This window comes from Streptomyces sp. NBC_00690 (assembly GCF_036226685.1).
Taxonomy (GTDB): Bacteria; Actinomycetota; Actinomycetes; order Streptomycetales; family Streptomycetaceae; genus Streptomyces.
On sequence record NZ_CP109009.1, the window covers coordinates 4746814 to 4768348 of the forward strand.

Annotated in this window: 19 protein-coding genes; 14 read left to right on the forward strand and 5 right to left on the reverse strand. The window is 69.5% G+C overall.

Annotated features, from left to right (window positions below):
* Positions 1-32 precede the first annotated feature (32 nt).
* Entirely contained in the window at positions 33-353 is a 321-nt protein-coding gene (locus tag OID54_RS20750) for a (2Fe-2S)-binding protein (protein WP_153486448.1), read from the forward strand.
* A gap of 490 nt (positions 354-843) precedes the next feature.
* On the opposite strand, the gene OID54_RS20755 is transcribed toward OID54_RS20750, so the two are convergent.
* Positions 844-1272, reverse strand: a complete 429-nt coding sequence (locus OID54_RS20755; RefSeq protein ID WP_329021574.1) for a pyridoxamine 5'-phosphate oxidase family protein — start codon at positions 1270-1272, stop codon at positions 844-846.
* A 170-nt stretch (positions 1273-1442) separates the two neighbouring features.
* Between OID54_RS20755 and clpB the strand changes: the two genes are divergently transcribed.
* Together clpB and OID54_RS20765 are read left to right on the forward strand one after the other, a co-directional pair.
* Positions 1443-4040 (forward strand): ATP-dependent chaperone ClpB, encoded by a 2598-nt coding sequence (gene clpB, locus OID54_RS20760; RefSeq protein WP_329021576.1) that lies wholly within the window; start codon positions 1443-1445, stop codon positions 4038-4040.
* A gap of 159 nt (positions 4041-4199) precedes the next feature.
* Complete coding sequence (locus tag OID54_RS20765) at positions 4200-4730, forward strand: YbjN domain-containing protein (RefSeq protein WP_329021577.1); 531 nt, start codon at positions 4200-4202, stop codon at positions 4728-4730.
* Positions 4731-4812: 82 nt separating this feature from the next.
* Here the strand turns inward: OID54_RS20765 and OID54_RS20770 are convergent, their stop codons facing one another.
* The 3 genes from OID54_RS20770 to OID54_RS20780 all read right to left on the reverse strand — a co-directional run bounded on the left by OID54_RS20770 (position 4813) and on the right by OID54_RS20780 (position 7702).
* Entirely contained in the window at positions 4813-6039 is a 1227-nt protein-coding gene (locus OID54_RS20770; protein ID WP_329021578.1) for a glycosyltransferase family 39 protein, read from the reverse strand.
* A gap of 250 nt (positions 6040-6289) precedes the next feature.
* Entirely contained in the window at positions 6290-6742 is a 453-nt protein-coding gene (locus OID54_RS20775; RefSeq protein WP_329021580.1) for a MarR family winged helix-turn-helix transcriptional regulator, read from the reverse strand.
* 171 nt (positions 6743-6913) lie between these two features.
* The gene (locus tag OID54_RS20780; protein WP_329021582.1) at positions 6914-7702 is read right to left on the reverse strand and encodes an SDR family NAD(P)-dependent oxidoreductase; all 789 of its coding nucleotides are present in this window, start codon (positions 7700-7702) and stop codon (positions 6914-6916) included.
* Between the two features lie 231 nt (positions 7703-7933).
* On the opposite strand from OID54_RS20780, the gene OID54_RS20785 reads away from it, so the two are divergent.
* Positions 7934-8449: a MarR family winged helix-turn-helix transcriptional regulator gene (locus tag OID54_RS20785; RefSeq protein ID WP_329021584.1), complete on the forward strand. Its 516-nt coding sequence runs from the start codon at positions 7934-7936 to the stop codon at positions 8447-8449.
* A gap of 150 nt (positions 8450-8599) precedes the next feature.
* Here OID54_RS20785 and OID54_RS20790 read toward each other — a convergent pair whose 3' ends face one another.
* Positions 8600-9793: a pyridoxal phosphate-dependent aminotransferase gene (locus OID54_RS20790; protein WP_443055650.1), complete on the reverse strand. Its 1194-nt coding sequence runs from the start codon at positions 9791-9793 to the stop codon at positions 8600-8602.
* A gap of 908 nt (positions 9794-10701) precedes the next feature.
* Here OID54_RS20790 and OID54_RS20795 point away from each other — a divergent pair.
* From OID54_RS20795 to kynU, 10 genes are all read left to right on the forward strand, one after another.
* Positions 10702-11250, forward strand: coding sequence for a DUF2617 family protein (locus OID54_RS20795; RefSeq protein WP_329021586.1), 549 nt, complete (start codon positions 10702-10704; stop codon positions 11248-11250).
* Between the two features lie 76 nt (positions 11251-11326).
* Positions 11327-12925, forward strand: a complete 1599-nt coding sequence (locus tag OID54_RS20800; protein ID WP_329021587.1) for a polyamine aminopropyltransferase — start codon at positions 11327-11329, stop codon at positions 12923-12925.
* A gap of 40 nt (positions 12926-12965) precedes the next feature.
* Entirely contained in the window at positions 12966-13991 is a 1026-nt protein-coding gene (locus OID54_RS20805; RefSeq protein ID WP_329021588.1) for an SRPBCC domain-containing protein, read from the forward strand.
* Between the two features lie 107 nt (positions 13992-14098).
* Positions 14099-14905 (forward strand): aldose epimerase family protein, encoded by an 807-nt coding sequence (locus OID54_RS20810; RefSeq protein ID WP_329021589.1) that lies wholly within the window; start codon positions 14099-14101, stop codon positions 14903-14905.
* A gap of 10 nt (positions 14906-14915) precedes the next feature.
* Complete coding sequence (gene pyrE, locus OID54_RS20815) at positions 14916-15464, forward strand: orotate phosphoribosyltransferase (protein ID WP_329021590.1); 549 nt, start codon at positions 14916-14918, stop codon at positions 15462-15464.
* Positions 15465-15947: 483 nt separating this feature from the next.
* Positions 15948-16979, forward strand: coding sequence for a class II fructose-bisphosphate aldolase (gene fbaA / locus OID54_RS20820; RefSeq protein ID WP_329021591.1), 1032 nt, complete (start codon positions 15948-15950; stop codon positions 16977-16979).
* A gap of 275 nt (positions 16980-17254) precedes the next feature.
* The gene (locus OID54_RS20825) at positions 17255-18742 is read left to right on the forward strand and encodes an MFS transporter (protein ID WP_329021592.1); all 1488 of its coding nucleotides are present in this window, start codon (positions 17255-17257) and stop codon (positions 18740-18742) included.
* Between the two features lie 108 nt (positions 18743-18850).
* Positions 18851-19264 carry a DUF3151 domain-containing protein gene (locus OID54_RS20830; protein WP_329021593.1) on the forward strand — a complete coding sequence of 138 codons (414 nt, stop codon included), beginning with the start codon at positions 18851-18853 and terminating at the stop codon, positions 19262-19264.
* Positions 19265-19422: 158 nt separating this feature from the next.
* Complete coding sequence (locus tag OID54_RS20835; RefSeq protein WP_329021594.1) at positions 19423-20244, forward strand: tryptophan 2,3-dioxygenase family protein; 822 nt, start codon at positions 19423-19425, stop codon at positions 20242-20244.
* Complete coding sequence (kynU, locus tag OID54_RS20840) at positions 20237-21472, forward strand: kynureninase (protein WP_329021595.1); 1236 nt, start codon at positions 20237-20239, stop codon at positions 21470-21472. Before OID54_RS20835 ends, kynU begins: the two co-directional genes overlap by 8 nt.
* The last annotated feature ends 63 nt before the right edge of the window (positions 21473-21535 follow it).

Consider the following 21535-nt stretch of genomic DNA (forward strand, 5'->3'; position numbering starts at 1 on the left):
CGGAGTGTCACTTCGAACAACGGCACAGAAGCATGACCGTTCCACCGGACGACCGGGTCTTCCGGCGTGAGATGGCTACGGCATACCGCTCGGGGTGGCATTTCATCGACCTCGTCACGGCAATCCCCCACCGTGGCGACTCGTTGATGGTCACTTTGTTCGGAGAGCCGATCGTCGTGGCGCGCGAGGAGGACGAGGACGTCCGCGCATACCGGTGCCTGCGCAGGCCCCGCGGAGCGCCGCAGCCCGTCCGGTGCGCCATCCGGTACGGAATGATCTTTGTCAACCTCGACCAGCGCGACCAGCAGATGGTCGAGCCCGACACCACCACCGCCACCCCCCGCAGTGCCTGAGCGATTCCCCCGTCGAAAAAGATCGCTCGGGTACTTCCCCCACACAGTGGTGCCATCGCGGACCTGAAACGCGATGGCACCACTGTGCTTTTCCCGTGGGCCCGTCCGCCAAAGGACGGGCCCACGGTGCGTTCCGTACCGCCTTCGTGGGCCCGTTGGCTGTGCACAGGCCGTGCAACGGCCATGTAGAGGTCGCCCGGGTGCCCGGGGTGGATGGTTCCGAACGGCGGAAGCCGTCGATGCCTGCTGGCCGGGTGCGAGCATGCGCCCCCCGATGTGAGCCGGGTGTGATCCCGGTGGTCCTACCTTCTGGCACGCACCGGGCGGGCCGGGCGTTCAATCGAGTCGTCAGCGGGCTTCATGGACGGTCGTCGGCCCTATGGGCGGCGGCTCGTTCAAGAACAGCGGGAACAGGAACAGCGGGAACAGGAACAGCGGGAACAGGAACAGCGGGAACAGGAGCGGCGGGGGCCAAGAGTGGCGGCGGACGTCAGGCGCGCCCGAGCGCCTTGTCCACGGCGATCTCGATCAGCACCCGGTCCGGGTTGGGCCCGGGTGTGCGCCCGTAGCGCTCCGCGTACCGCCGTACCGCGTCCGCGACCAGCTCCGGTTCCGTACGGACCCGGGCCAGGCCCTCCAGGGTCGCCCAGCGGGCGTGGTCGAGCTGGCACACGGCCACCCGGGCCCCGTCCGCACCTCCGCCGGCTTCCGCTTCTTCCGCTGATCGGAGGACATGGGCGATCTTTCTGCTCTGGCGATTGGTGATCACTCGTGCCAGGCGCTGATCGTGGTCGTAGGTCACGCCCACCGGTACGACATGAGGACTACCGTCCGGTCGCAAGGTCGTCAGGGTGCACAGATGGCGCTCCTGCCAGAACGCCAGATACTCGGGGCTGAGGTGGGATAGGTCATGGGCCATGCGTACAGCGTAGTTGCGCTCCGTGATCGACCATGGCTCGGGATGGCGGGATAGCAGATGGCTGGCGCAACGAGGTTGAGTGGAATACGCTCAACTTTATGCAGGTTGTATGAGTCAGTGCTAGTGGCTGTTAGGGATGAAGCGATACCTGCACGGAGGAGAGAGCGCGCGTGGACGCCGAGCTGACCAACAAGAGCCGGGAAGCGATCAACAACGCCACCAGTCGGGCCGTGACCGATGGGCACCCCGATCTGACGCCGGCGCATCTGCTGCTGGCCCTGCTCGCCGGCCAGGAGAACGAGAACATCATCGATCTGCTGGTCGCGGTCGAGGCGGACCAGGCCGCCGTGCGCGCCGGGGCCGAACGGCTGCTGGCCGGACAGCCGAGCGTCACCGGTTCCACCGTCGCGCCCCCGCAGCCCAATCGTGAGTTCCTCGCCGTCATCGCGGATGCGGCCAAGCAGGCCAAGGAACTCGGCGATGACTACCTCTCCACCGAGCACCTGCTGATCGGCCTCGCCGTCAAGGGCGGACAGGCAGGCGAGGTGCTGGCCGCACAGGGCGCGAGCGCGCAGCGGCTGCTCAATGCATTCGAAACCGTACGGGGAGGCAGGCGCGTGACCACCGCGGATCCGGAGGGCCAGTACAAGGCGCTGGAGAAGTTCGGTACGGACTTCACGGCGGCTGCCCGGGAGGGCAAGCTCGACCCGGTCATCGGCCGTGACCAGGAGATCCGCCGGGTTGTCCAGGTGCTGTCCCGACGCACCAAGAACAATCCGGTCCTCATCGGCGAACCCGGTGTCGGCAAGACCGCCGTCGTGGAGGGACTCGCCCAGCGCATCATCAAGGGTGATGTGCCCGAGTCGCTGAAGAACAAGCGGCTGGTCTCGCTCGACCTCGGGGCGATGGTCGCAGGTGCAAAGTACCGCGGTGAATTCGAGGAACGGCTGAAGACCGTCCTGTCCGAGATCAAGGGCAGCGACGGCCAGATCATCACCTTCATCGACGAACTCCACACGGTCGTCGGCGCGGGCGCCGGCGGTGACTCGGCCATGGACGCCGGCAACATGCTCAAGCCGATGCTGGCCCGCGGTGAACTGCGGATGGTGGGTGCGACGACGCTCGACGAGTACCGGGAGCGGATCGAGAAGGACCCGGCGCTGGAGCGCCGCTTCCAGCAGGTGCTGGTCGCGGAGCCGACCGTCGAGGACACCATCGCGATCCTGCGCGGGCTCAAGGGCCGCTACGAGGCCCACCACAAGGTCCAGATCGCGGACTCCGCGCTGGTGGCCGCCGCGACCCTCTCCGACCGGTACATCACCTCGCGGTTCCTGCCCGACAAGGCCATCGACCTCGTCGACGAGGCGGCCTCCCGGCTGCGGATGGAGATCGACTCCTCGCCCGTCGAGATCGACGAGCTCCAGCGGTCCGTGGACCGGCTGCTGATGGAGGAGATGGCCCTCAAGAACGAGTCGGACCCGGCGTCCAAGCAGCGGCTGGAGAAGCTGCGCCGCGACCTCGCCGACAAGCAGGAGGAACTGCGTGGGCTGACCGCCCGCTGGGAGAAGGAGAAGCAGGGCCTCAACCGTGTCGGCGAGTTGAAGGAGAAGCTCGACGAACTGCGCGGACAGGCCGAGCGGGCCCAGCGCGACGGCGACTTCGACTCCGCCTCCAAGCTGCTGTACGGGGAGATCCCGACCCTGGAGCGGGAGCTCGCCGAGGCGTCCGAGGCGGAGCGCGAGGCGGCCAAGGACACCATGGTCAAGGAGGAGGTCGGCCCGGACGACATCGCCGACGTCGTCGGCTCCTGGACCGGCATTCCGGCCGGGCGGTTGCTGGAGGGGGAGACTCAGAAGCTGCTGAGGATGGAGTCCGAACTCGGCCGACGGCTGATCGGCCAGTCCGAGGCGGTCCGTGCGGTCTCCGATGCGGTACGGCGCACCCGTGCCGGCATCGCCGACCCCGACCGGCCGACGGGATCGTTCCTCTTCCTAGGCCCCACCGGTGTCGGCAAGACCGAGTTGGCGAAGGCCCTCGCTGACTTCCTCTTCGACGACGAGCGGGCCATGGTCCGCATCGACATGTCCGAGTACAGCGAGAAGCACAGCGTGGCCCGTTTGGTCGGTGCCCCGCCCGGTTACGTCGGCTATGAGGAGGGCGGCCAGCTCACCGAGGCGGTGCGCCGTCGCCCGTACAGCGTGGTGCTGCTCGACGAGGTGGAGAAGGCGCACCCCGAGGTCTTCGACATCCTGCTCCAGGTGCTCGACGACGGACGCCTCACCGACGGCCAGGGCCGCACGGTCGACTTCCGCAACGCGATCCTCATCCTGACCTCCAACCTGGGCAGCCAGTATCTGGTGGAGCCCTCGACCAGCGAGGACGAGAAGAAGCGCCAGGTCCTGGAGGTCGTACGCGCTTCGTTCAAGCCCGAGTTCCTCAACCGGCTGGACGATCTCGTCGTCTTCTCGGCGCTAAACCGCGACGAGCTCGAACTGATCGCGAAGCTCCAGATCGAACGGCTCGCCAAGCGTCTCGCGGAGCGCCGACTCACCCTGGAGGTCACCGACGCCGCGCTCGCATGGCTGGCCGACGAGGGCAATGACCCGGCATACGGGGCACGCCCGCTGCGCCGGCTGGTGCAGACGGCCATCGGGGACCGACTGGCCAAGGAGATCCTCTCGGGGGAGGTCACGGATGGGGACACCGTGCGGGTGGACCGTGTCGACGACGGCCTGATCGTGGGACCGGTCCCGGTCAAGAGCCTCTAGGTCGTGTCTGCAAGGTCCCGTCTGTCTGTCGTGCCCTGACACGCACACTTACTGCGCAGGTCAGCTCAGAGCGGATACCTGTGGATAGCGGGGGCGGGGTTGCCACCCCGGCCCTGCCATGGGGGAGGATGGCGGCATCCGTACGAAGGGAAATCCACGGTGACCATCGATCCGTCCTCGATTCCGAATTTCGGGGGCCAGCCCCAGCCTCAGGCCGCAGGACCGGCGGGCCCCGTCGTTCCCGACCAGGACCTGGTCAAGCAGCTCCTCGACCAGATGGAGCTGAAGTACGTCGTCGACGACGAGGGAGACCTCGCCGCGCCGTGGGAGGAATTCCGCACGTACTTCATGTTCCGCGGCGAAGACGAGCAGCAGGTCTTCTCGGTGCGGACCTTCTACGACCGGCCGCTGCCGGTGGAGGACCGGTCCCAGATCCTCGATCTGATCGACGACTGGAACCGCCGCACCCTGTGGCCCAAGGTCTACACCCACCTCCACGAGGACGAGGAGGGCGGCGCCACCATCCGGCTCATCGGTGAGGCGCAGATGCTCATCGGCACCGGCGTCAGCCTGGAGCACTTCGTCTCGTCCACCGTCAGTTGGGTGCGCGCGGCGATGGAGTTCGAGAACTGGTTCGCGGAGGCGCTCGGCCTCAAGCCCGAGGACGAGAAGCCCTCCGACGACGCCTGAGCCCCCCGGGGTTCGTTGGCGCCGGTAGCCGAACGCCGTCCGTGTTCGGGCGGCGCGTCGCACCAGGCGCTCAGGAGCGTCCCTAGAGTGCGATGGGCGAGAGCGTCAGCAGGTACGTTCCATAGGCGAACGACAGCCCGGCCAGGGCGACGGTCACCACGACCGCCGTGCTGGGCCGGGCTTTCGTCAGTGCCCGGGCGGCCGGGATCAGCAGGGGGAACGCCGGCAGCAGGAACCGCGGCTTCGACTCGAAGAACCCCGAGCCGCCGACGGTGATCAGTACGAGTACCGCGGTGTAGACGAGCAACGCCGCCGGTGGTCGCTCCAGGACCAGCAGGGCGAACAGCACCACCGACACGGCGACGACGAGCAGCGCCATCACCAGCGAGAGCAGTGTCGGGCGCAGGACGATGTCGCGCACCACCCGCAGGGCGCCGGCTCCGAAGTCGAATCTTGAGGTCCAGCCGCGCTGTACGGCGAAGTAGCCGCCGAACGGATCGCCGGTGCGCACCCCGACGTACAGCACATAGCCGCACCAGCCGAGGGGTGCGAGTGCCGCCGCTGCCCAGATCCGCCAGCGGGGCGGGCCGGCTGCTGGCGGGGTGCGGTGGGCCCGTACCAGCGCCCAGCCGGCGACGACCAGCACGGCCAGTGCCACCGCCACCGCATTGGGCCGGGACAGTCCTGCGAGTGCGGACAGGGTTCCCGCCCAGAGCCAGCGGTCGGTGAGCACGGCGTACAGCGACCAGGCGGCCAGCGCCGTGAGCACGGGTTCGGTGTACGCCATGGAGAGCACCACCGAGTGGGGGAGTAGTCCCCACAGCACCACCAGGGCGGTCGCGGTCCGGCGCCCGTAGAGTCGCTCGCCGATCGCGTAGATGCCCCAGGCCGCGGCGCCTGCGGCGGTCCAGGAGACCAGGAGTCCGGCGCTGCCGCTGGTCACGGGCGCGATCGAGGTGATCGCCCGGACGAGCCCGGGATAGAGCGGGAAGAACGCCACATCGCTTTGGACCGCGCCGTCCGGCCAGCGCAGGACGCGGCCGTAGCCGTGTTCCGCGATCAGCATGTACCAGTCGGAGTCCCAGGCGCGGGCCAGGATGCGTCGTGGTTGTCGGTCGATGTGCCAGGCCCACAGCGCCATCGTCAGCAGCCCGGTGAGACGGGCCGCGGCGAACAAGCCCAGGGCGGGAGCGGCGCGCAGCAGTGCGGCGCGCAGACGGGGGGTGGGCTCATTGCCCGCGGCGACGGTGAGGCTCCGGGTGGGCTCGGCGGACGTCTCGGCGGACAGGGGGCACCTCCGGGCACGCATACGAGTCGGACAACCCGACCATGATCGGACCGGCCCTCTCCTATGGGCGGCGACCGGCCGACAGGCCCGTGTTCCCACCCGGTCGGCTGACACCGCGATGGACGCCGGCCCTGAGTCGGCCCCGTACCCGCCCGGCGTATGTCTGGTCTCGGCCGGGACGGGTGCGGAGGTGAGTACGGGGCATGGGCGGGGTCCGAACGGTCCGGCCGGAGCGGGTGCCGCCCGTCGACAAGGCTCGTGATCAGTACGGCTAGGCCGTGTTCTGGATCATCCGCTGGAGCACCCTCAGCGCGGTGACGTAGTCGGCGTCGTCGATGCCCTCGTGGATGCGGGCGCGGATGGCCGGGGCGTGCTGTTTGAGATCGGTACGGGCCTTCTCTCCCGCCTCGGTGATCCACAGTCGCGCCTCGGCGTCCCGGGTCAGCCAGCCGCGCTGCAACAGGACCTCCGCTTCTGCCGTCAGGTCGTCCTCGGGCCTGAGGTAGGAGCTCATGGCCTGCTGGAGTTCGGGGATGGTCATGCCGTGGCCGTCGGGTGAGATGTCGTGCTTCGACAGATTGCGCAGCAGCCAGAACTGCGGCTGGGTGAAGCCGTGTTCGCCCTGTCGGGCCCGGGTGAACGAGATGAGGGCCTCATAGGCCGTTCCGGTCCAGTAGGCGGCCGGTTGTGCGGCGAGTTCGGCGTCGGAGAAGTCGGTCGTCATCTGGGGTTCCCCCTTGGAGCGCTTGGCTGGTGAGGAAACCGTAAAACCTCAACAATGGTTGAGGTCAAGGCCGTTCCCGGTAGTCCTCCGTCCGCGAACTCGGGCGCGCACGACCGCGGCGAGAAGACGGTGGGTGAGGGGCGCTCAAGGGTGGTGGGCGCGTGGTGCGGCTCATCCGCCCGGGTGCGGCGCACGGGCCGCGGCAGAGCCGTCGCGGATCACCTCGCCCGTGAGGTTGCCATTGGCTCCCGAGCCGAGGAACACCACCAGCTTGGCCACGTCGTCCGCGTCGGAGAGCCGTCGGGTGGGCGTTCTCGTGGCGAAGCCGTGCACGACCGCCGCGGGCAGGGGCGGTCGACTGTCGGTCAGGGTGAGGCCGGGGGCCACCACATTGACCAGGATTCCGTCCCGGCCGGCTTCCCAGGCCAGTGAGCGGGCGAGTCCATGGAGGCCGGACTTGGCGGTTCCGTAGGGCCCGGGCCCCGGGACCCCCTCTTCGGCGACGCTGGAGGAGATCAGCACGATGCGTCCCCACCCGCGGGAGCGCATACCCGGTAAGACTGCTTTGACCTGGGCCGCAGCGCCGATCAGATTGGCGCCGATCATGGACTGCCACTCCTCCAGGGGCACGTCCTCGAACCGGATGTCCGGGTGCGGCGGGCCGTCGCCGCCCCAGTGCACCGCGTTGGCCACGAGGACGTCGATGCCGCCCCACCGGTCGACGACCGCGCCCACGGCTCGTTCGACGGTGTCCAGGCCCTCCAGGTCGAGGTGGGTGGTGAGGGCTCGACCGCCGACGGCCTCGATCCGGGAGGCGACCTCATCCCCCGATCGGGATTTGCTGCGGTAGGTGAGGGCGACCCGTGCGCCCTCCCGGCCGTATGCGAGGGCGGTCGCGGCACCGATGCCGGTCGACCCTCCGGTGACCAGGACCACACGGTCCTTGAGTGCGGTGTCCATCGCTGGGCTGTCCTCTCGTCGTGCGTGACTGCATACCGGGGGTTCGTCGAGCGAGGCCGGTTCAGGCTCCGGAGGTCTGCGCGAACGGGCGGGTGGCCAGGGGTGACCGGGCCTCATGCGGCAGCTGGGTCATGGTGTTCCCCTGCCTTCGAGATGATCTGATTCAGAAACCAGATTAGAGTCAGATCGTCTCAAGTCAAGACGATCTCAGGGTTTTGTTATCGTGCAGCCATGGCCCCTCCCCCTCCTCCCGCCTCCGGTCGGCCGTCCGGCAGTGGGATCCATGACGATCTGCACTGGTTGTTCGCCCGGATCAAACAGGGGCTGGCCACCGCGGCGACCGCGGCCGTGCGCGAACACGGCATGAGCCACTGGGGATACACGGTTCTGATCGCCGTCGCGGAGTCCCCCGCGCGGAGCCAACTGACCCTCGCCCGAGCCGTATCGGTGGACAAGAGCAAACTGGTCCTGGTCCTCGACGAGTTGGAGACGGCCGGGCTGGTCCGCAGGCGGCCGGACCCGTCCGACCGCAGGGCCCGCATTGTGGAGGCCACCCAGCAGGGGCACCGCACCCTCAATGCCGCACGCCGCGACGTCGAGGCCATCGAGAGCGAGCTGCTCGCGGACCTGGACGCCCCGGCCCGTACGGCACTGCGCACGGTGCTCCAGCGACTCGCGGGCGAGCCCGTCGAAAGGATTGAGGGCGGACGGCCGACGGGCCACTCCTGTGCGCCGCCCGGGGCGTGATGGGCGTACGCGAAGGCCCGCCGCACCCCCGTCCGTGCGGGACAGGGAGGTGGGCGGGCCGATCAAGCGGGCGAACGGGCCGCTGCCGAGGTCGTGGTGAGTCGGTGGTGAGTCGGGCGGCGCCCGTGCGCCGTCGAGCAGGCCCGTCCGTCAGGCCAGCCGCTTCAGCCGGGCCACCGCCTCCTCCAGGACGTCCTGCCGCTTGCAGAAGGCGAACCTGACGAAGGGCGCTCCCTCGGTGCGGTGGTCGTAGAAGACCGCGTTGGGAATGGCCACGACCTGGCAGCGCTCGGGGAGCGAGCGGCAGAACGCAAAGCCGTCTTCCTCACCCAGGGGCCGGATGTCGGTGGTGACGAAGTAGGTTCCCGCCGGGCGGTAGACGGTGAAACCGACGTCGGCCAGCCCGGCGCTGAGCAGATCCCGCTTGGCCCGCAGATCGTCGCGCAACTCTTGGAAGTAGCTGTCCGGCAGGTGCAGCGCCTCGGCCACGGCGTACTGGAACGGGCCCGCCGACACATACGTCAGGAACTGCTTCGCCGACCGGACCGCCGTCACCAGTTCCGGGGTCCCCGTCAGCCAACCGACCTTCCACCCGGTGAAGGAGAACGTCTTGCCCGCCGAACTGATCGTCACGGTCCGCTCCCGCATCCCCGGCAGACCGGCGAGCGGGATGTGTTCGCCGTCGAAGACCAGGTGCTCGTACACCTCGTCCGTGATCACCAGCAGATCGCGCTCGACGGCGAGTTCGGCGATGGCGGTGAGCTCCTCGCGGGTGAGCACCGTGCCCGTGGGGTTGTGCGGTGTGTTCAACAGGAGGAGCCGGGTGCGGGGGGTGACCGCGTCCCTGAGTTCATCGAGATCGAGGTGGTACGAGCCGTCCCGCGGGTGCAGTGTCACCGGGACCCGCTGGCCTCCGGCCAGTGCGATGCACGCCGCGTACGAGTCGTAGTACGGCTCCAGCGCGATGACTTCGTCGCCCGGTTCCACCAGCGCGAGCAGCGAAGCCGCGATCGCCTCGGTCGCGCCCGCGGTCACCAGCACATCCGTGTCGGGGTCCAGGGCGATGCCATGGAAGCGTTGCTGGTGCTGTGTGATCGCCTCGCGCAGTTCGGGGACGCCGGGGCCGGGCGGGTACTGGTTGCCCCGGCCGTCGCGCAGGGCGCGCACCGCGGCCTCCCGCACCGAGTCGGGGCCGTCGGTGTCGGGGAAGCCCTGGCCGAGGTTGATCGAACCGGTTCGGGCAGCCAGCGCCGACATCTCCGCGAAGATCGTCGTGCCGAACTCCGTCAACCGACGGTTGAGCAGCGGTCGCGCTCCGGGCGCTGATGGATCCATGGTCGCCATCCTCTGCGGAAGCTCTGGAGTTGCTCAAGTCTGCTTTGACGTCCTTGGGCCATGGGGATTGTGACTTCACACAGGAAGCGGCCGGGCCCGGAGCGCGAGCGAAGGGCAGGGGGGCCTGCTTCGGGGGACTCCGGGGATTCTCGGAGGTGACGGAGGGTGGAGCGATGACTGCGTTCCTCTTGGTGGTGGCGGGAGCCCTGTTCCCGGTCGTCGTGCTGGCAGTGATGGCGATCGTGTTCAGGACGCGGAAGGTCAAGGCCCGTCGGTATCGCGGTGCGTCCGCGGGCAGCACTGCGGGCGGGAGCAGTTCGGGGGGTTGGTGGGTGAGCGACGGGGGTTCGTCGTGGACCGGTGGCTCGTCCTGCGGCGGAGGGTCGTCCGGTTCGTCGGGTGGCTCGTCCTGCGGCGGTGGCTCGTCCGGTTCGTCGGGCGGCTCGTCCTGCGGGGGAGGGGGCGGCGGTTGCGGGGGCGGTGGCGGAGGCTGCTGACACGGGGCAGCAGGTTCGCCATCGAGTGACCAGGTCAGCGGACGATCCGCGACCCTCGGGGCGCCTGGCGGAGCACCTCTTCGCCAGGCGCCTCTTTTCCTGGCGATTTCCTAGGATTCTCGCTGTTTCACAGGCTTCCTGGCCATCCCGCACCGATTTCAACGGTTTTTACCAGGGTGCTTTGTTGAACAGTTGAACCGTAAGGCCCCCTAGGGGATGGAAACCACTTCAAGTTGGGTAAAAACACTGTGAGCGACGCGTACTTCGTGATTCCCTCGCTGACGGAACCTGTTGGAACCATCCAGCCCTCGGACCGGTTTTTCTGGGCCCGAGCAGGCGGTCCCCCACCTTCTTGTACTTCCGCTCAGGGGCGCCCAGGTCCACGTGTCCACCGCCGAAGCGTGTTTGCGGAGCCGACCCATGCTCACGACCCTCAGTACCGCCTATACCGACACCCGTGCCGACGACCTCGCCTGGGCGCTCGGTCGGGAGCCGCTCCCTGCCCTAGCCGTCCTCGACCTGGAACTCTCCGGGGCGAAACTCCAACTCAGACTCCTCGGAGCCTCCCACCAGGTGCTCTTGGAGGAGGAACAGGGCAGCTGTTCGGAGACCGTTGCCTGCATGCCCGGCAGCAGCACACCGCTCCCGCTGGGCGTGGCGAAGAGACTCGGCGACTGGGAGTACGAGTTCGCCGCCCGCGTCGAGACGCTCTCGCGTGGGTCCTTCGCCGGCCGGGCCCAGGAGTTGCTGGCCCTCGTCGCCGACCATCCCAACTCCCTCGCCGGGACCTTCCCCGGCTCCCCTCACGCCTTCACCGCGATGATGGCCCAGCACCGGGAAGGCCAGGTGCGTTGGCGCACCTGGCATGCGTATCCGCAGGAAGGGCGGCTCGTGGTCACTCGTACGCGGGTCGGTGCGGTTCCGCGAGGTTCCCGCGCCGAACGGGTACCGGAGGCCGTGGGGCGGTGAGCCACCGCCGCGGTACCCGCGAGATGCACACGTGTGGGTGACAAGATGCGCACTTGACGTGACATAGCGTTACTGCATGGTCGACCCGCCCCAGCAGCTGTCACCACCCCAGGGCTCGGTGCGGCTGCCGGTGCGGCCGTCGGCAGGGCGCAATCTCGTCCTGCTGACCGTCTTCGTGTGCGCCGCCTGCGGGCTCGTCTACGAACTCGAACTGGTCGCCCTCGCCTCCTATCTGATCGGCGACTCGGTCACCCAAGCCTCCGTGGTCCTGTCATTGATGGTCTTCGCCATGGGCATCGGGTCACTCCTCGCCAAGAGGCTGCGCTGCCGTGCGGCCGTCGGCTTCGGAGTGCTGGAACTGGCCCTCGCCCTGGTCGGTGGCTGTTCCGCACTGGTGCTCTACGCGTCCTTCGCATGGATCGGCGAGGCCCGTTCCGTACTCGTGGGCTTCTCGCTCGCCATCGGCGTCCTCATCGGCGCAGAGATCCCCTTGCTGATGTCCCTGATCCAACGCATCTCCAGACGGGACGCGGAAGGCACCGTGGCCGACCTCTTCGCCGCCGACTACGTGGGCGCCCTCGTCGGCGGGCTCGCCTTCCCCTTCCTGCTGCTGCCCTGGCTCGGCCAACTCACCGCCGGACTGCTGACCGGAGCGGTCAACGCACTCGCCGGCGGTGCGCTGGTGCTCTGGCTCTTCCGCCGCGAGCTCACCCCCCGCTCCCGCGGCTGGCTGCTCGTCGCCAACCTCGTCGTGCTCTGCCTCCTCGGCACCGCGACCGTTCTCGTCGACGACTTCGAGGAGGCCGCGCGGACCGCGGTCTACGGGGACCGGGTGCGGGTCGCCGTCCACACCGGAGTGCAGGAAGTCGTCCTCACCGGAAGCCGTTCCACCTCCCTGGAACTCTTCCTGGACGGCCGGCTCCGTGTCAGCGGGCGCGACGAGTACCGCTACCACGAGGGATTGGTCCACCCCGCCGCCTCCGGCCCGCGCGGTCGGGTGCTCATCCTCGGCGGCGGCAACGGGCTCGCCGCCCGCGAGGTGCTGCGCTACCGCGACGTCCAAGCGGTGACCATCGTGGAACTCGACCCCGCCGTCGTGCGTCTCGCCCGTACCGATCCGGCGCTCGCCGAGCTGAACCGACACGCCTACCGCGACCCCCGGATACGCGTGGTGCACGCGGACCCCTTCGACTGGCTGCGCGCCCCGCACGGCACGTACGACCTGGTGATCGTGGACCTGCCCGACCCCGGCATCACCCAGAGCACCAAGTTCTACTCGCAGGAGTTCTACGGGCTCGCCGCACCGGTGATCGCCCCAGGTGGACGGATCGTCGTCCACGCCGGACCGCTCGTGTCCCGGCCGCGTACGTACTGGACCGTCGAGGCGACCCTGCGGGCCGCCGGATACGGCACACGTGCCTACCGGGCCACCGGGCGGCGCTCCGGCTTCGCCGCCGGCCCCGACCGGGCCCACGACACCGCGTCCGCCCCCCACGACTGGGGCTTCCTGCTCGCAGCACCCGGACGCACACCGCCGTTGCGGCTCGCCCCCGAAGCGCCCCCGCTGCGCTCGCTCACCCCGGACGGACTCCTCGCCGACTCCGGGTACGCGCAACGCACCCGCTTGGCGGGACTCGCCCCCTCGACCCTCGTCCACCCGCGCTACGGAGACTGAAACGCAGACGTGGTGGGCACCCCTGGGTACGCTCGGGCCCATGGACCATGAGGTGTTCGTTCCGGCTGCGGTGGAGACCGTCAGGCAACTGCTGAGGGACCCGGCGCGCATCGCCCGCTGCGTCCACGGGCTCCAACAGGACGCCGCCGGCTCCACGGCGGAACCCGAGGCCGGCGACGGTGTGATCTCCGGCCGGCTCAAAGTGCGGGTCGCCAACCACTCGATCACCTACCGGGGCACCCTGCGCATCACCGAACGCGGAGGCGACTTCGTGGTGGAGGCGAGCGGCACCGAGGTCCGGGGCACGGGCTCCGCCCGCACGACCCTCACGATCGGCCTGTCCGAGGCCGAAGGGGGGACCGCCCTCCATTTCAGCGGCTCCGTCGAGGCCGAGGGCCGGTTGGCGGAGCTACCGGACGATGCGGCGCACCAATCCGCACACCGCCTCCTTGACCGCTTCGCCGAACGGCTCGCGGGCCAGGCACCCGGCACACCGGACCAGCAAGCCGCGCAGACAACCGGCATCGAGGACCGGGGGTCCGAGGGGCCGGGCCCGGTGAGTCGTGAGGACGCCGAGCGGTTGGGGATCGTGGGCGACGAGCCGGCCGACGCGAAGGCAGCCGGTCCGAAGGCCACCGACCCGGAGGCCGAGAATCCCGATGAGGGGGACGCGAAGGCCGAGGACGGGGCATCGCATTCCCCTGACTCCGCTGACTCGGCTGACTCCGCAGACTCGGCCAGCGAGGCATCGGCTGAGACATCGGCTGGGACGTCCGCCGGGGCCGAGGTCGAGTTCGTCGATCTCGAAGGGCTGGCCCTCGAAGAACTCAAGGACTTCACCGCGATTCCCGAGGAGCCCCCGGCCGAAGCCGCCCATGCGCGGCGCACCATGATCGGCCGTAGCGCCGAAGAGGTGGACCACGCCCCGCCACGCGGTCGGTACGCGCCCGTCCCGGCACCCGACGGGAGCGCTTCGGGCCTGCCGCTGCGCTGGATCGCGCCCGCTGCCGCACTGGCCGTCGCATCGGCGGTCGTCGTCAGCAGGGCACTGCGCCGTCGTCGGTAGTCGCGCCGCGAGCGACGCACGCCACATGACGGGCGGTGCGTGACGGCGATCCGTCCACCGGGGACGGTCGCCGGGTGCCCCGGCAGCGGCGCCAGTAGGGTCGAAGGGTGAGCAGCGAAGAGAGCGTCCGGCTGGCCGCCGGAGACGTCGAATTGACCGTGCACCCCCACAACGGCTGCCGTATCGCCAGTCTGAGCGTCGGCGGCACCGAACTACTGCGCCAAGGCGACCAGTACGGCTGCTTCCCGATGGTGCCCTGGTGCGGACGGGTCGCCGAAGGACGGTTCCGCAATGGCGGGGACGTCCATCAGCTGCCGCTCAACTCCCCGCCCCACGCCATCCACGGCACCGGTCGGGATACTGCGTGGCGCACCGCCCGGGCAGAGAAGGACCAAGCCGCCTTCACCTATGAACTCGGCTCCCCCTGGCCCTATCCCGGGCGGGTCACCCAGCTCGTCGAGTTGACCGCCGATTCCCTCACCCTCACCTTGGGCGTCGAGGCGTACGAGAGCTCGTTCCCCGCTCAGGTCGGCTGGCATCCGTGGTTCCTGCGCAATCTCGGCGACGGCGGCCTCGACGCCCGAATCGACTTCACGCCCGCATGGCAGGAGGAGCGCGGCCCCGACCATCTGCCGACCGGGCGCCGCATCGACCCGCTGCCCGGTCCCCGGGACGACTGCTTCGGCATGCCCGACGGCGTATCGGCGACCGTGACGTGGCCGGGACAGCTGGAGTTGGCGGTCACCAGCCGCGCCGAGTGGGTCGTGGTCTACGACGAGCAGCGCGAGGCCGTCTGTGTGGAACCGCAGTCAGGGCCGCCCAACGGGCTGAACACCGCACCGCGCCTCGTCACCCAGATCGACCCCCTGGAGCTCTCCACCACCTGGCGCTGGCGTCGGCTGTCGGCCGCTTAAGCTCATGGGCATGACTGACGTACGCGCTGAGCTGCTCCAGCAGATCAAGGACAAGGCCGTGGTGCACGGCCGAGTGACCCTCTCCTCGGGTCTTGAGGCCGATTACTACGTGGACCTTCGTCGGATCACGCTCGACGGCACGGCCGCGCCGCTGGTGGGACAGGTCATGGCCGATCTGACCGCCGAACTGGACTTCGACTGTGTCGGCGGACTCACCCTGGGCGCCGACCCGGTGGCCACGTCGATGCTGCACGCCGGCGCTGCCCGCGGCCGGCACATGGACGCCTTCGTCGTCCGCAAGGCGGCCAAGGCGCACGGCATGCAGCGCAGGGTCGAGGGCCCCGACATCAAGGGCCGGCGCTGTCTGGTGGTCGAGGACACCTCGACCACCGGTGGTTCGCCGCTCACCGCCGTGGAGGCCGTCCGGGAGGCCGGTGGCGAGGTGGTGGCCGTGGCGACGATCGTCGACCGGGCGACCGGCGCCGGCGAGAAGATCAGCGAGACGGCGGGCGTGCCCTACCTCTACGCGTACTCCCTCGCGGAACTCGGTCTGAGCTGACGGATCTGAGCTGACGGATCTGAGTTGACGGGTCCGAGCTGTCAGGGCTGAGCTCGTGGGTTGATCCGTCGGGCTGACTGATGGGGCCCCTGAGCCGGCGGATCCGAACTGCCGAGCTCAGGGTGCGGCCTGGACTTCCTCCGGCCGCATGCCGGGCCGCATCCGACTCCATCCGCGCCGTACTCGGGCTGTGTCGGGGGCTGTATCCGGGCTGCATTCTGGCCGCACCGATGCCGCATCCAGGCTGCGTCCAAGGTGAGGGGCCCGATCCAGCCACCCCGGCACATCCGCTGCGGACCACATCTGAGCTGCGGAAATGCATAGGATCTTGCTCTTTTGGCGGAAACCGCAAGATCGTCTCGATTGGGCGGGCACCCGCTGTGCGGGAGTCCCGTGGGGAGTCTGGAAAGATAGGGGCTGACGATGACGTCGCCCCAAGGTCAGGGCCCATATCGCCAACCCGCACATACAAGGAGCGGACAGATGCCCATCGCAACCCCCGAGGTCTACAACGAGATGCTCGACCGGGCGAAGGCAGGCAAGTTCGCCTACCCGGCCATCAACGTGACCTCCTCCCAGACGCTCCACGCCGCACTGCGCGGCTTCGCGGAGGCCGAGAGCGACGGCATCATCCAGATCTCCACCGGCGGTGCCGAGTTCCTGGGCGGCCAGCACAGCAAGGACATGGTCACCGGAGCGGTCGCGCTCGCCGAGTTCGCGCACATCGTCGCCGCGAAGTACGACGTGACGATCGCGCTCCACACCGACCACTGCCCCAAGGACAAGCTCGACGGCTTCGTCCGTCCGCTGCTCGCCGTATCGGCCGAGCGCGTCGCCAAGGGTGAGAACCCGCTGTTCCAGTCCCACATGTGGGACGGTTCCGCCGAGACCCTCGCCGACAACCTCGCCATCGGCCAGGAGCTGCTGGCCCAGGCCGCCGCCGCCCGGATCATCCTCGAAGTGGAGATCACCCCGACCGGTGGTGAAGAGGACGGCGTCACGCACGAGATCAACGACGAGCTCTACACCACCGTCGACGACGCGCTGCGCACCGCCGAGGCGCTCGGACTGGGCGAGAAGGGCCGCTACCTGCTCGCCGCCTCCTTCGGCAACGTCCACGGCGTCTACAAGCCGGGCAACGTCGTCCTCCGTCCCGAGCTGCTGAAGGACCTCCAGGCCGGCGTCAGCGAGAAGTACGGCAAGGCCCAGGGCAGCCAGCCGTTCGACTTCGTCTTCCACGGCGGCTCCGGCTCCACCGCCGAGGAGATCGCTACCGCGCTGGAGAACGGCGTCGTGAAGATGAACCTCGACACCGACACCCAGTACGCCTTCACGCGTCCGGTCGCCGCGCACATGTTCACCAACTACGACGGTGTGCTGAAGGTCGACGGCGAGGTCGGCAACAAGAAGACCTACGACCCGCGGACCTGGGGCAAGCTCGCGGAGGCCGGCATGGCCACCCGCGTTTCCGAGGCGTGCGTCGCCCTGCGCTCCACCGGTACCCGGCTGAAGTGACCTCGGCCTGACCGTCGCCCCGGGCGGCGAAGGGCTTGCTGACGACCCGGTGCTCCCTCGCGGAGGCACCGGGTTCGTTATGTCCGGGCAGCTACGAAGATCGCGTCCGGGTAGCCATGCAGAGCGCGTCCAGACGGGTATGCAGGGGCGCGTCTGGACCGACATCGAGGTCAGCGGCCCCGGCGCCTCCAGAGACCTGTACGGCCTCGTCGGGCCGCCACGGGTCCCGGGCGCTCCCGGTAGTCGCCCGTGCCCCCCGCTGCGATGATCCGCGTATGGATGACCGTCCGGGAGACATCAGGCTGTCCACCCCCAAGGGCCGTTGGGTGATCCTCACGACCGTTCTCGGCTCCAGCATGGCCCTGCTGGACTCGACCGTCGTCAATGTGGCGCTCCCGCGCATCGGCGAGGACCTGAACGCGGACATGGCGGTCCTCCAATGGACCATCAACGCCTACATGCTCGCGCTCGCCGGGCTCATCCTGCTCGGTGGCGCCCTCGGCGACCGCTACGGGCGCCGGAGGGTGTTCGTCATCGGAGTGATCTGGTTCGCCCTGGGGTCACTGCTGTGCGGAGTCGCCCAGAGCGGCGAGATGCTGGTGCTGTCGCGGGCCCTCCAGGGCATCGGCGGGGCGCTGCTCACCCCCGGGTCCCTCGCCCTGATCCAGGCGAGCTTTCACCCGGATGACCGCTCGCGCGCCGTGGGGTTGTGGTCGGGGCTCGGCGGTGTCGGTGCGGCGATCGGGCCGTTCGTCGGCGGCTGGCTCGTGGACGGACCCGGCTGGCGATGGGTGTTCCTGATCAATGTGCCGCTGGCGGCGATCTGCGTACCCGTTGCCCTGCGGCACGTGCCCGAATCCCGTGACCCGGCGGCGCACGACACCCACTTCGATGTGTTGGGAGCGGTGCTCGGCGCGTTGGCGTTGGGCCTGGTGACGTACGGGCTCATCGCACCGCAGTGGGTGGCGGGGCTCGCCGGAGTGATCGTCGCCGTGGTGTTCGTTGCGGTGGAGCGAAGGCGACCCGACCCGATGCTGCCCCTGTCGATCTTCCAGTCGCGGCTGTTCACATCGGTCAACCTGGTGACGCTCTGCGTGTACGCCGGGTTCGGCGGCTTCTTCTTCCTGGTGGCGCTCCAGTTGCAGGTGGTGGTCGGGTACTCGGCACTAGGCGCCGGGCTGGCACTGCTGCCGACGACGGTCCTGATGCTGTTGTTCTCGGCGAAGTCGGGTGCGCTCGCCGAACGCATCGGGCCGCGGATCCCACTGACGGTGGGCCCGCTGCTGTGCGCCGCGGGAATGCTGCTCATGCTGCGGGTCGGGCAGGACGCCTCGTACCTCGCCGACGTACTGCCCGCACTGGTCGTGATGGGCCTGGGCATGGTGACGCTGGTCGCCCCGCTGACCGCGACCGTCCTCTCGTCGGTGGACACCGCCCGGGCGGGGATCGCCAGTGGTGTCAACAACGCCGCGGCCCGGGCCGCCGGTCTGCTGGCGGTGGCGGCGCTGCCCCTGCTCGCGGGCATGGGGCCGGAGGCGTACCGCTCGGCGGATGAGTTCGGGGAGACGTTCAACAAGGCGATGCCGATGTGCGCGGGGGTGCTGGTGCTCGGGGCGCTCATCGCCGTGGTGATGGTCAGACGGCCCGCGCCGACCCCGGACGGCACCGAGGTGCGCCCGGAATGCCGGGTGAACTGCGGAGTAGGCGCACCCCCGCTGGAGCCCCGGGCCGCTGAGGCGCCCCCGGGGCTCCAGCGGGGGTGAGCACCACGGCCCTCCGGTCCCTGGTGCCGTCGGACCGGTCGTCCCCCCGTTCCGGTGATCGGGGTGGGGGCCGCCGTGGACTTCGGCGCCGCCTGGGACACTGGGGGCATGGGCATCCATGAAAACCTCCTCGGGGGCCCACCCCCGACCCACCTCCCCGACGACCCCGAGCCGCGCGAGCTGCTCGCCTCCGGCACCTCCCCGGCCGAGGTGGCCGCGAAGTACCCGACCTCTTCCCTGGCCTGGGCGCGGCTCGCCGACGACGCGTTCGAGCGTGGCAGCGTCGTCGAGTCCTACGCGTACGCCCGTACGGGCTACCACCGCGGATTGGATTCACTGCGCCGCAGCGGTTGGAAGGGACACGGCCCGGTGCCGTGGGAGCACGAGCCGAACCGCGGTTTCCTGCGGGCCCTGCACGCCCTGGCCAGGGCAGCCGGAACGATCGGTGAGCAGGAGGAGTACGAGCGCTGCTCCACCTTCCTGCGGGACTCCTCGCAGACCGCTGCCGACACCCTCGGCTGAGCCCCCGCGCCCGCGCCCGCTGCGGGAGATGTGACACGGCCCGCGCCCCCGGAACGATCACGGGGTGCGGGCCGCGGCTTATGATGCGATTGGGGACCGGGGCTCCCACACCAACAGGAAGGGGCGCGGACCGCTACCCGGACGTCTAGGAGACAGCGATGTCACATGACGCTGCCCCGCATCTGGATTTCGCGGGCACCACTCCGTACGAGGACTACGTCCAGGCGGATGTCCTCACCCATCTACAGCACACCCTCTCCGACGACCCGGGAGAGATGGTCTTCCTGGTCACCACGCAGGTGATGGAGTTGTGGTTCACCGTCATCGTGCACGAGTGGGAGACGGCTTCCCGCGCCCTGAGCGAGGACCGGGTGCCGGCCGCCATAGACGCGCTCAAGCGCTCCGTGCGCGAACTGGAGGCGCTGAACTCCTCCTGGAAGCCGTTGGGCCAGCTGACCCCCGCCCAGTTCAACTCCTACCGCGATTCCCTCGGCGAGGGCTCGGGTTTCCAGTCGGCCATGTACCGGCGGATGGAGTTCCTCCTCGGTGACAAGTCGGCGTCGATGCTGGTGCCCCACCGTGGTGCGCCGCGCGTCCACGCGGAGTTGGAGAAGGCCCTCCAGCAGCCCAGCCTGTACGACGAGGCGCTCCGGTTCCTCGCCCGCCGCGGCTTCGCCGTGCCGAGCGCGGTCCTGGAGCGGGATCCGGCCCTCAAGCACGAGCCGTCCACCGAGGTGGAAGCAGTGTGGGCGGGCATCTACGCCGATCCGGACGGCCATGCCGAGGCGGTACGTCTCGGTGAGGCGCTGACCGACGTGGGCGAACTGGTGTGGCGTTGGCGCAACGACCATCTGGTGGCCACCCGCAGGGCGATGGGTTCGAAGACGGGCACCGGAGGCTCGGCCGGGGTCGCCTGGCTGGAGAAGCGGGCCCGCAAGAACGTATTCCCCGAGCTGTGGACGGCGCGCAGCCATGTCTGAGGCCCTGAAGAAGAAGGCCGCCGCGCTGGACGCGGCCGATGAACTGCGCTCGCGGCGCGCCCTGTTCCAACTCGGCGATCGTGACGAGGACGTCTATCTGGACGGCAACTCACTGGGCGCACTGCCCGTGCACGTGCCCGCTCGGGTCGCCGATGTCGTCCAACGCCAATGGGGTGAACTGCGCATCCGCTCCTGGGCGGAGAGCGGCTGGTGGGACGCGCCGCAGCGGGTGGGCGACCGGATCGCCCCCTTGGTCGGCGCGGGCCCCGGCCGCGTGGTCGTGGGCGACTCCACCAGTGTGAATGTGTTCAAGGCGGTGGTGGCGGGCGCCCGGCTGAATCCGGGACGCACCGAGATCGTCGTCGACGCCACCACCTTTCCCACCGACGGCTATCTCGCCGCCTCCGCGGCGCGGCTGACCGGATGCAGGATCGTCGCCGTCGATCCCGGTGAACTGGCGTCCGCACTGGGTCCGGCGACGGCGGTGGTGCTGCTCAACCACGTCGACTTCCGCACCGGCCGCCTGCACGATCTGCCGTCGCTGACCGCCGCGATCCAGAGCGTCGGCGCGCTCGCCGTGTGGGACCTGTGTCACAGTGCGGGAGCCCTGCCGGTGGGCCTGGACGCCCACGGGGTGGACCTCGCCGTCGGCTGCACCTACAAGTACCTGAACGGAGGTCCCGGTTCACCGGCGTACCTCTATGTCGCCGAGCGCCACCAGCGGGCCTTCGACAGCCCGCTGCCCGGGTGGCACTCCCATGTGGACCCCTTTGCGATGGCACCCGAACACACCCCAGCGGACGGGGTGGCCCGGGGCAGGGTCGGTACGCCCGCGATCCTCTCGCTGCTGGCACTGGAAGCGGCGCTTGAGGTGTGGGACGGGGTCTCGATCGATTCCGTACGGGCGAAGAGCCTGGCCCTGACCGACTTCTTCCTGGAGTGCGCCGAATCCCATGTGGAGGGCGGTGTCAGCGGCCCGGACTCGCCGGTCTCCCTGGTGACCCCGCTGGCGCACTCCGAGCGTGGAAGCCAGTTGGCGTTGCGGTGTGCGAAGGCTCCGGTGGTGATGGAACGGCTCATCGAGCGCGGTGTGGTCGGAGACCTGCGGCGGCCGGATGTGCTGCGGTTCGGTTTCACTCCGCTGTACACGGGCTTCGCGGACGTCGAACGAGCCGCATCCACACTCGCCCGGGTGTTGGCGGAGGTCGCCGAGGATCCCACTGCTTGATCCGCCTGGCCAACCTGACCAGCGGGGACTGATAGCGTCCCCGCTGGTCAGCACATTTCCGCG

What these genes read in the sequence shown, in the direction of transcription:
- OID54_RS20830 (WP_329021593.1), top strand. Translation starts at nt 18,851, where the DNA reads ATGGGCATCCATGAAAACCTCCTCGGGGGCCCACCCCCGACCCACCTC.
- OID54_RS20770 (WP_329021578.1), bottom strand. Translation starts at nt 6,039, where the DNA reads ATGCGTGCCCGGAGGTGCCCCCTGTCCGCCGAGACGTCCGCCGAGCCC.
- OID54_RS20750 (WP_153486448.1), top strand. Translation starts at nt 33, where the DNA reads ATGACCGTTCCACCGGACGACCGGGTCTTCCGGCGTGAGATGGCTACG.
- OID54_RS20800 (WP_329021587.1), top strand. Translation starts at nt 11,327, where the DNA reads ATGGTCGACCCGCCCCAGCAGCTGTCACCACCCCAGGGCTCGGTGCGG.
- OID54_RS20775 (WP_329021580.1), bottom strand. Translation starts at nt 6,742, where the DNA reads ATGACGACCGACTTCTCCGACGCCGAACTCGCCGCACAACCGGCCGCC.
- OID54_RS20805 (WP_329021588.1), top strand. Translation starts at nt 12,966, where the DNA reads ATGGACCATGAGGTGTTCGTTCCGGCTGCGGTGGAGACCGTCAGGCAA.
- OID54_RS20825 (WP_329021592.1), top strand. Translation starts at nt 17,255, where the DNA reads ATGGATGACCGTCCGGGAGACATCAGGCTGTCCACCCCCAAGGGCCGT.
- OID54_RS20755 (WP_329021574.1), bottom strand. Translation starts at nt 1,272, where the DNA reads ATGGCCCATGACCTATCCCACCTCAGCCCCGAGTATCTGGCGTTCTGG.
- OID54_RS20780 (WP_329021582.1), bottom strand. Translation starts at nt 7,702, where the DNA reads ATGGACACCGCACTCAAGGACCGTGTGGTCCTGGTCACCGGAGGGTCG.
- kynU (WP_329021595.1), top strand. Translation starts at nt 20,237, where the DNA reads ATGTCTGAGGCCCTGAAGAAGAAGGCCGCCGCGCTGGACGCGGCCGAT.
- OID54_RS20795 (WP_329021586.1), top strand. Translation starts at nt 10,702, where the DNA reads ATGCTCACGACCCTCAGTACCGCCTATACCGACACCCGTGCCGACGAC.
- OID54_RS20785 (WP_329021584.1), top strand. Translation starts at nt 7,934, where the DNA reads ATGGCCCCTCCCCCTCCTCCCGCCTCCGGTCGGCCGTCCGGCAGTGGG.
- OID54_RS20790 (WP_443055650.1), bottom strand. Translation starts at nt 9,793, where the DNA reads ATGGCGACCATGGATCCATCAGCGCCCGGAGCGCGACCGCTGCTCAAC.
- OID54_RS20835 (WP_329021594.1), top strand. Translation starts at nt 19,423, where the DNA reads ATGTCACATGACGCTGCCCCGCATCTGGATTTCGCGGGCACCACTCCG.
- fbaA (WP_329021591.1), top strand. Translation starts at nt 15,948, where the DNA reads ATGCCCATCGCAACCCCCGAGGTCTACAACGAGATGCTCGACCGGGCG.
- pyrE (WP_329021590.1), top strand. Translation starts at nt 14,916, where the DNA reads ATGACTGACGTACGCGCTGAGCTGCTCCAGCAGATCAAGGACAAGGCC.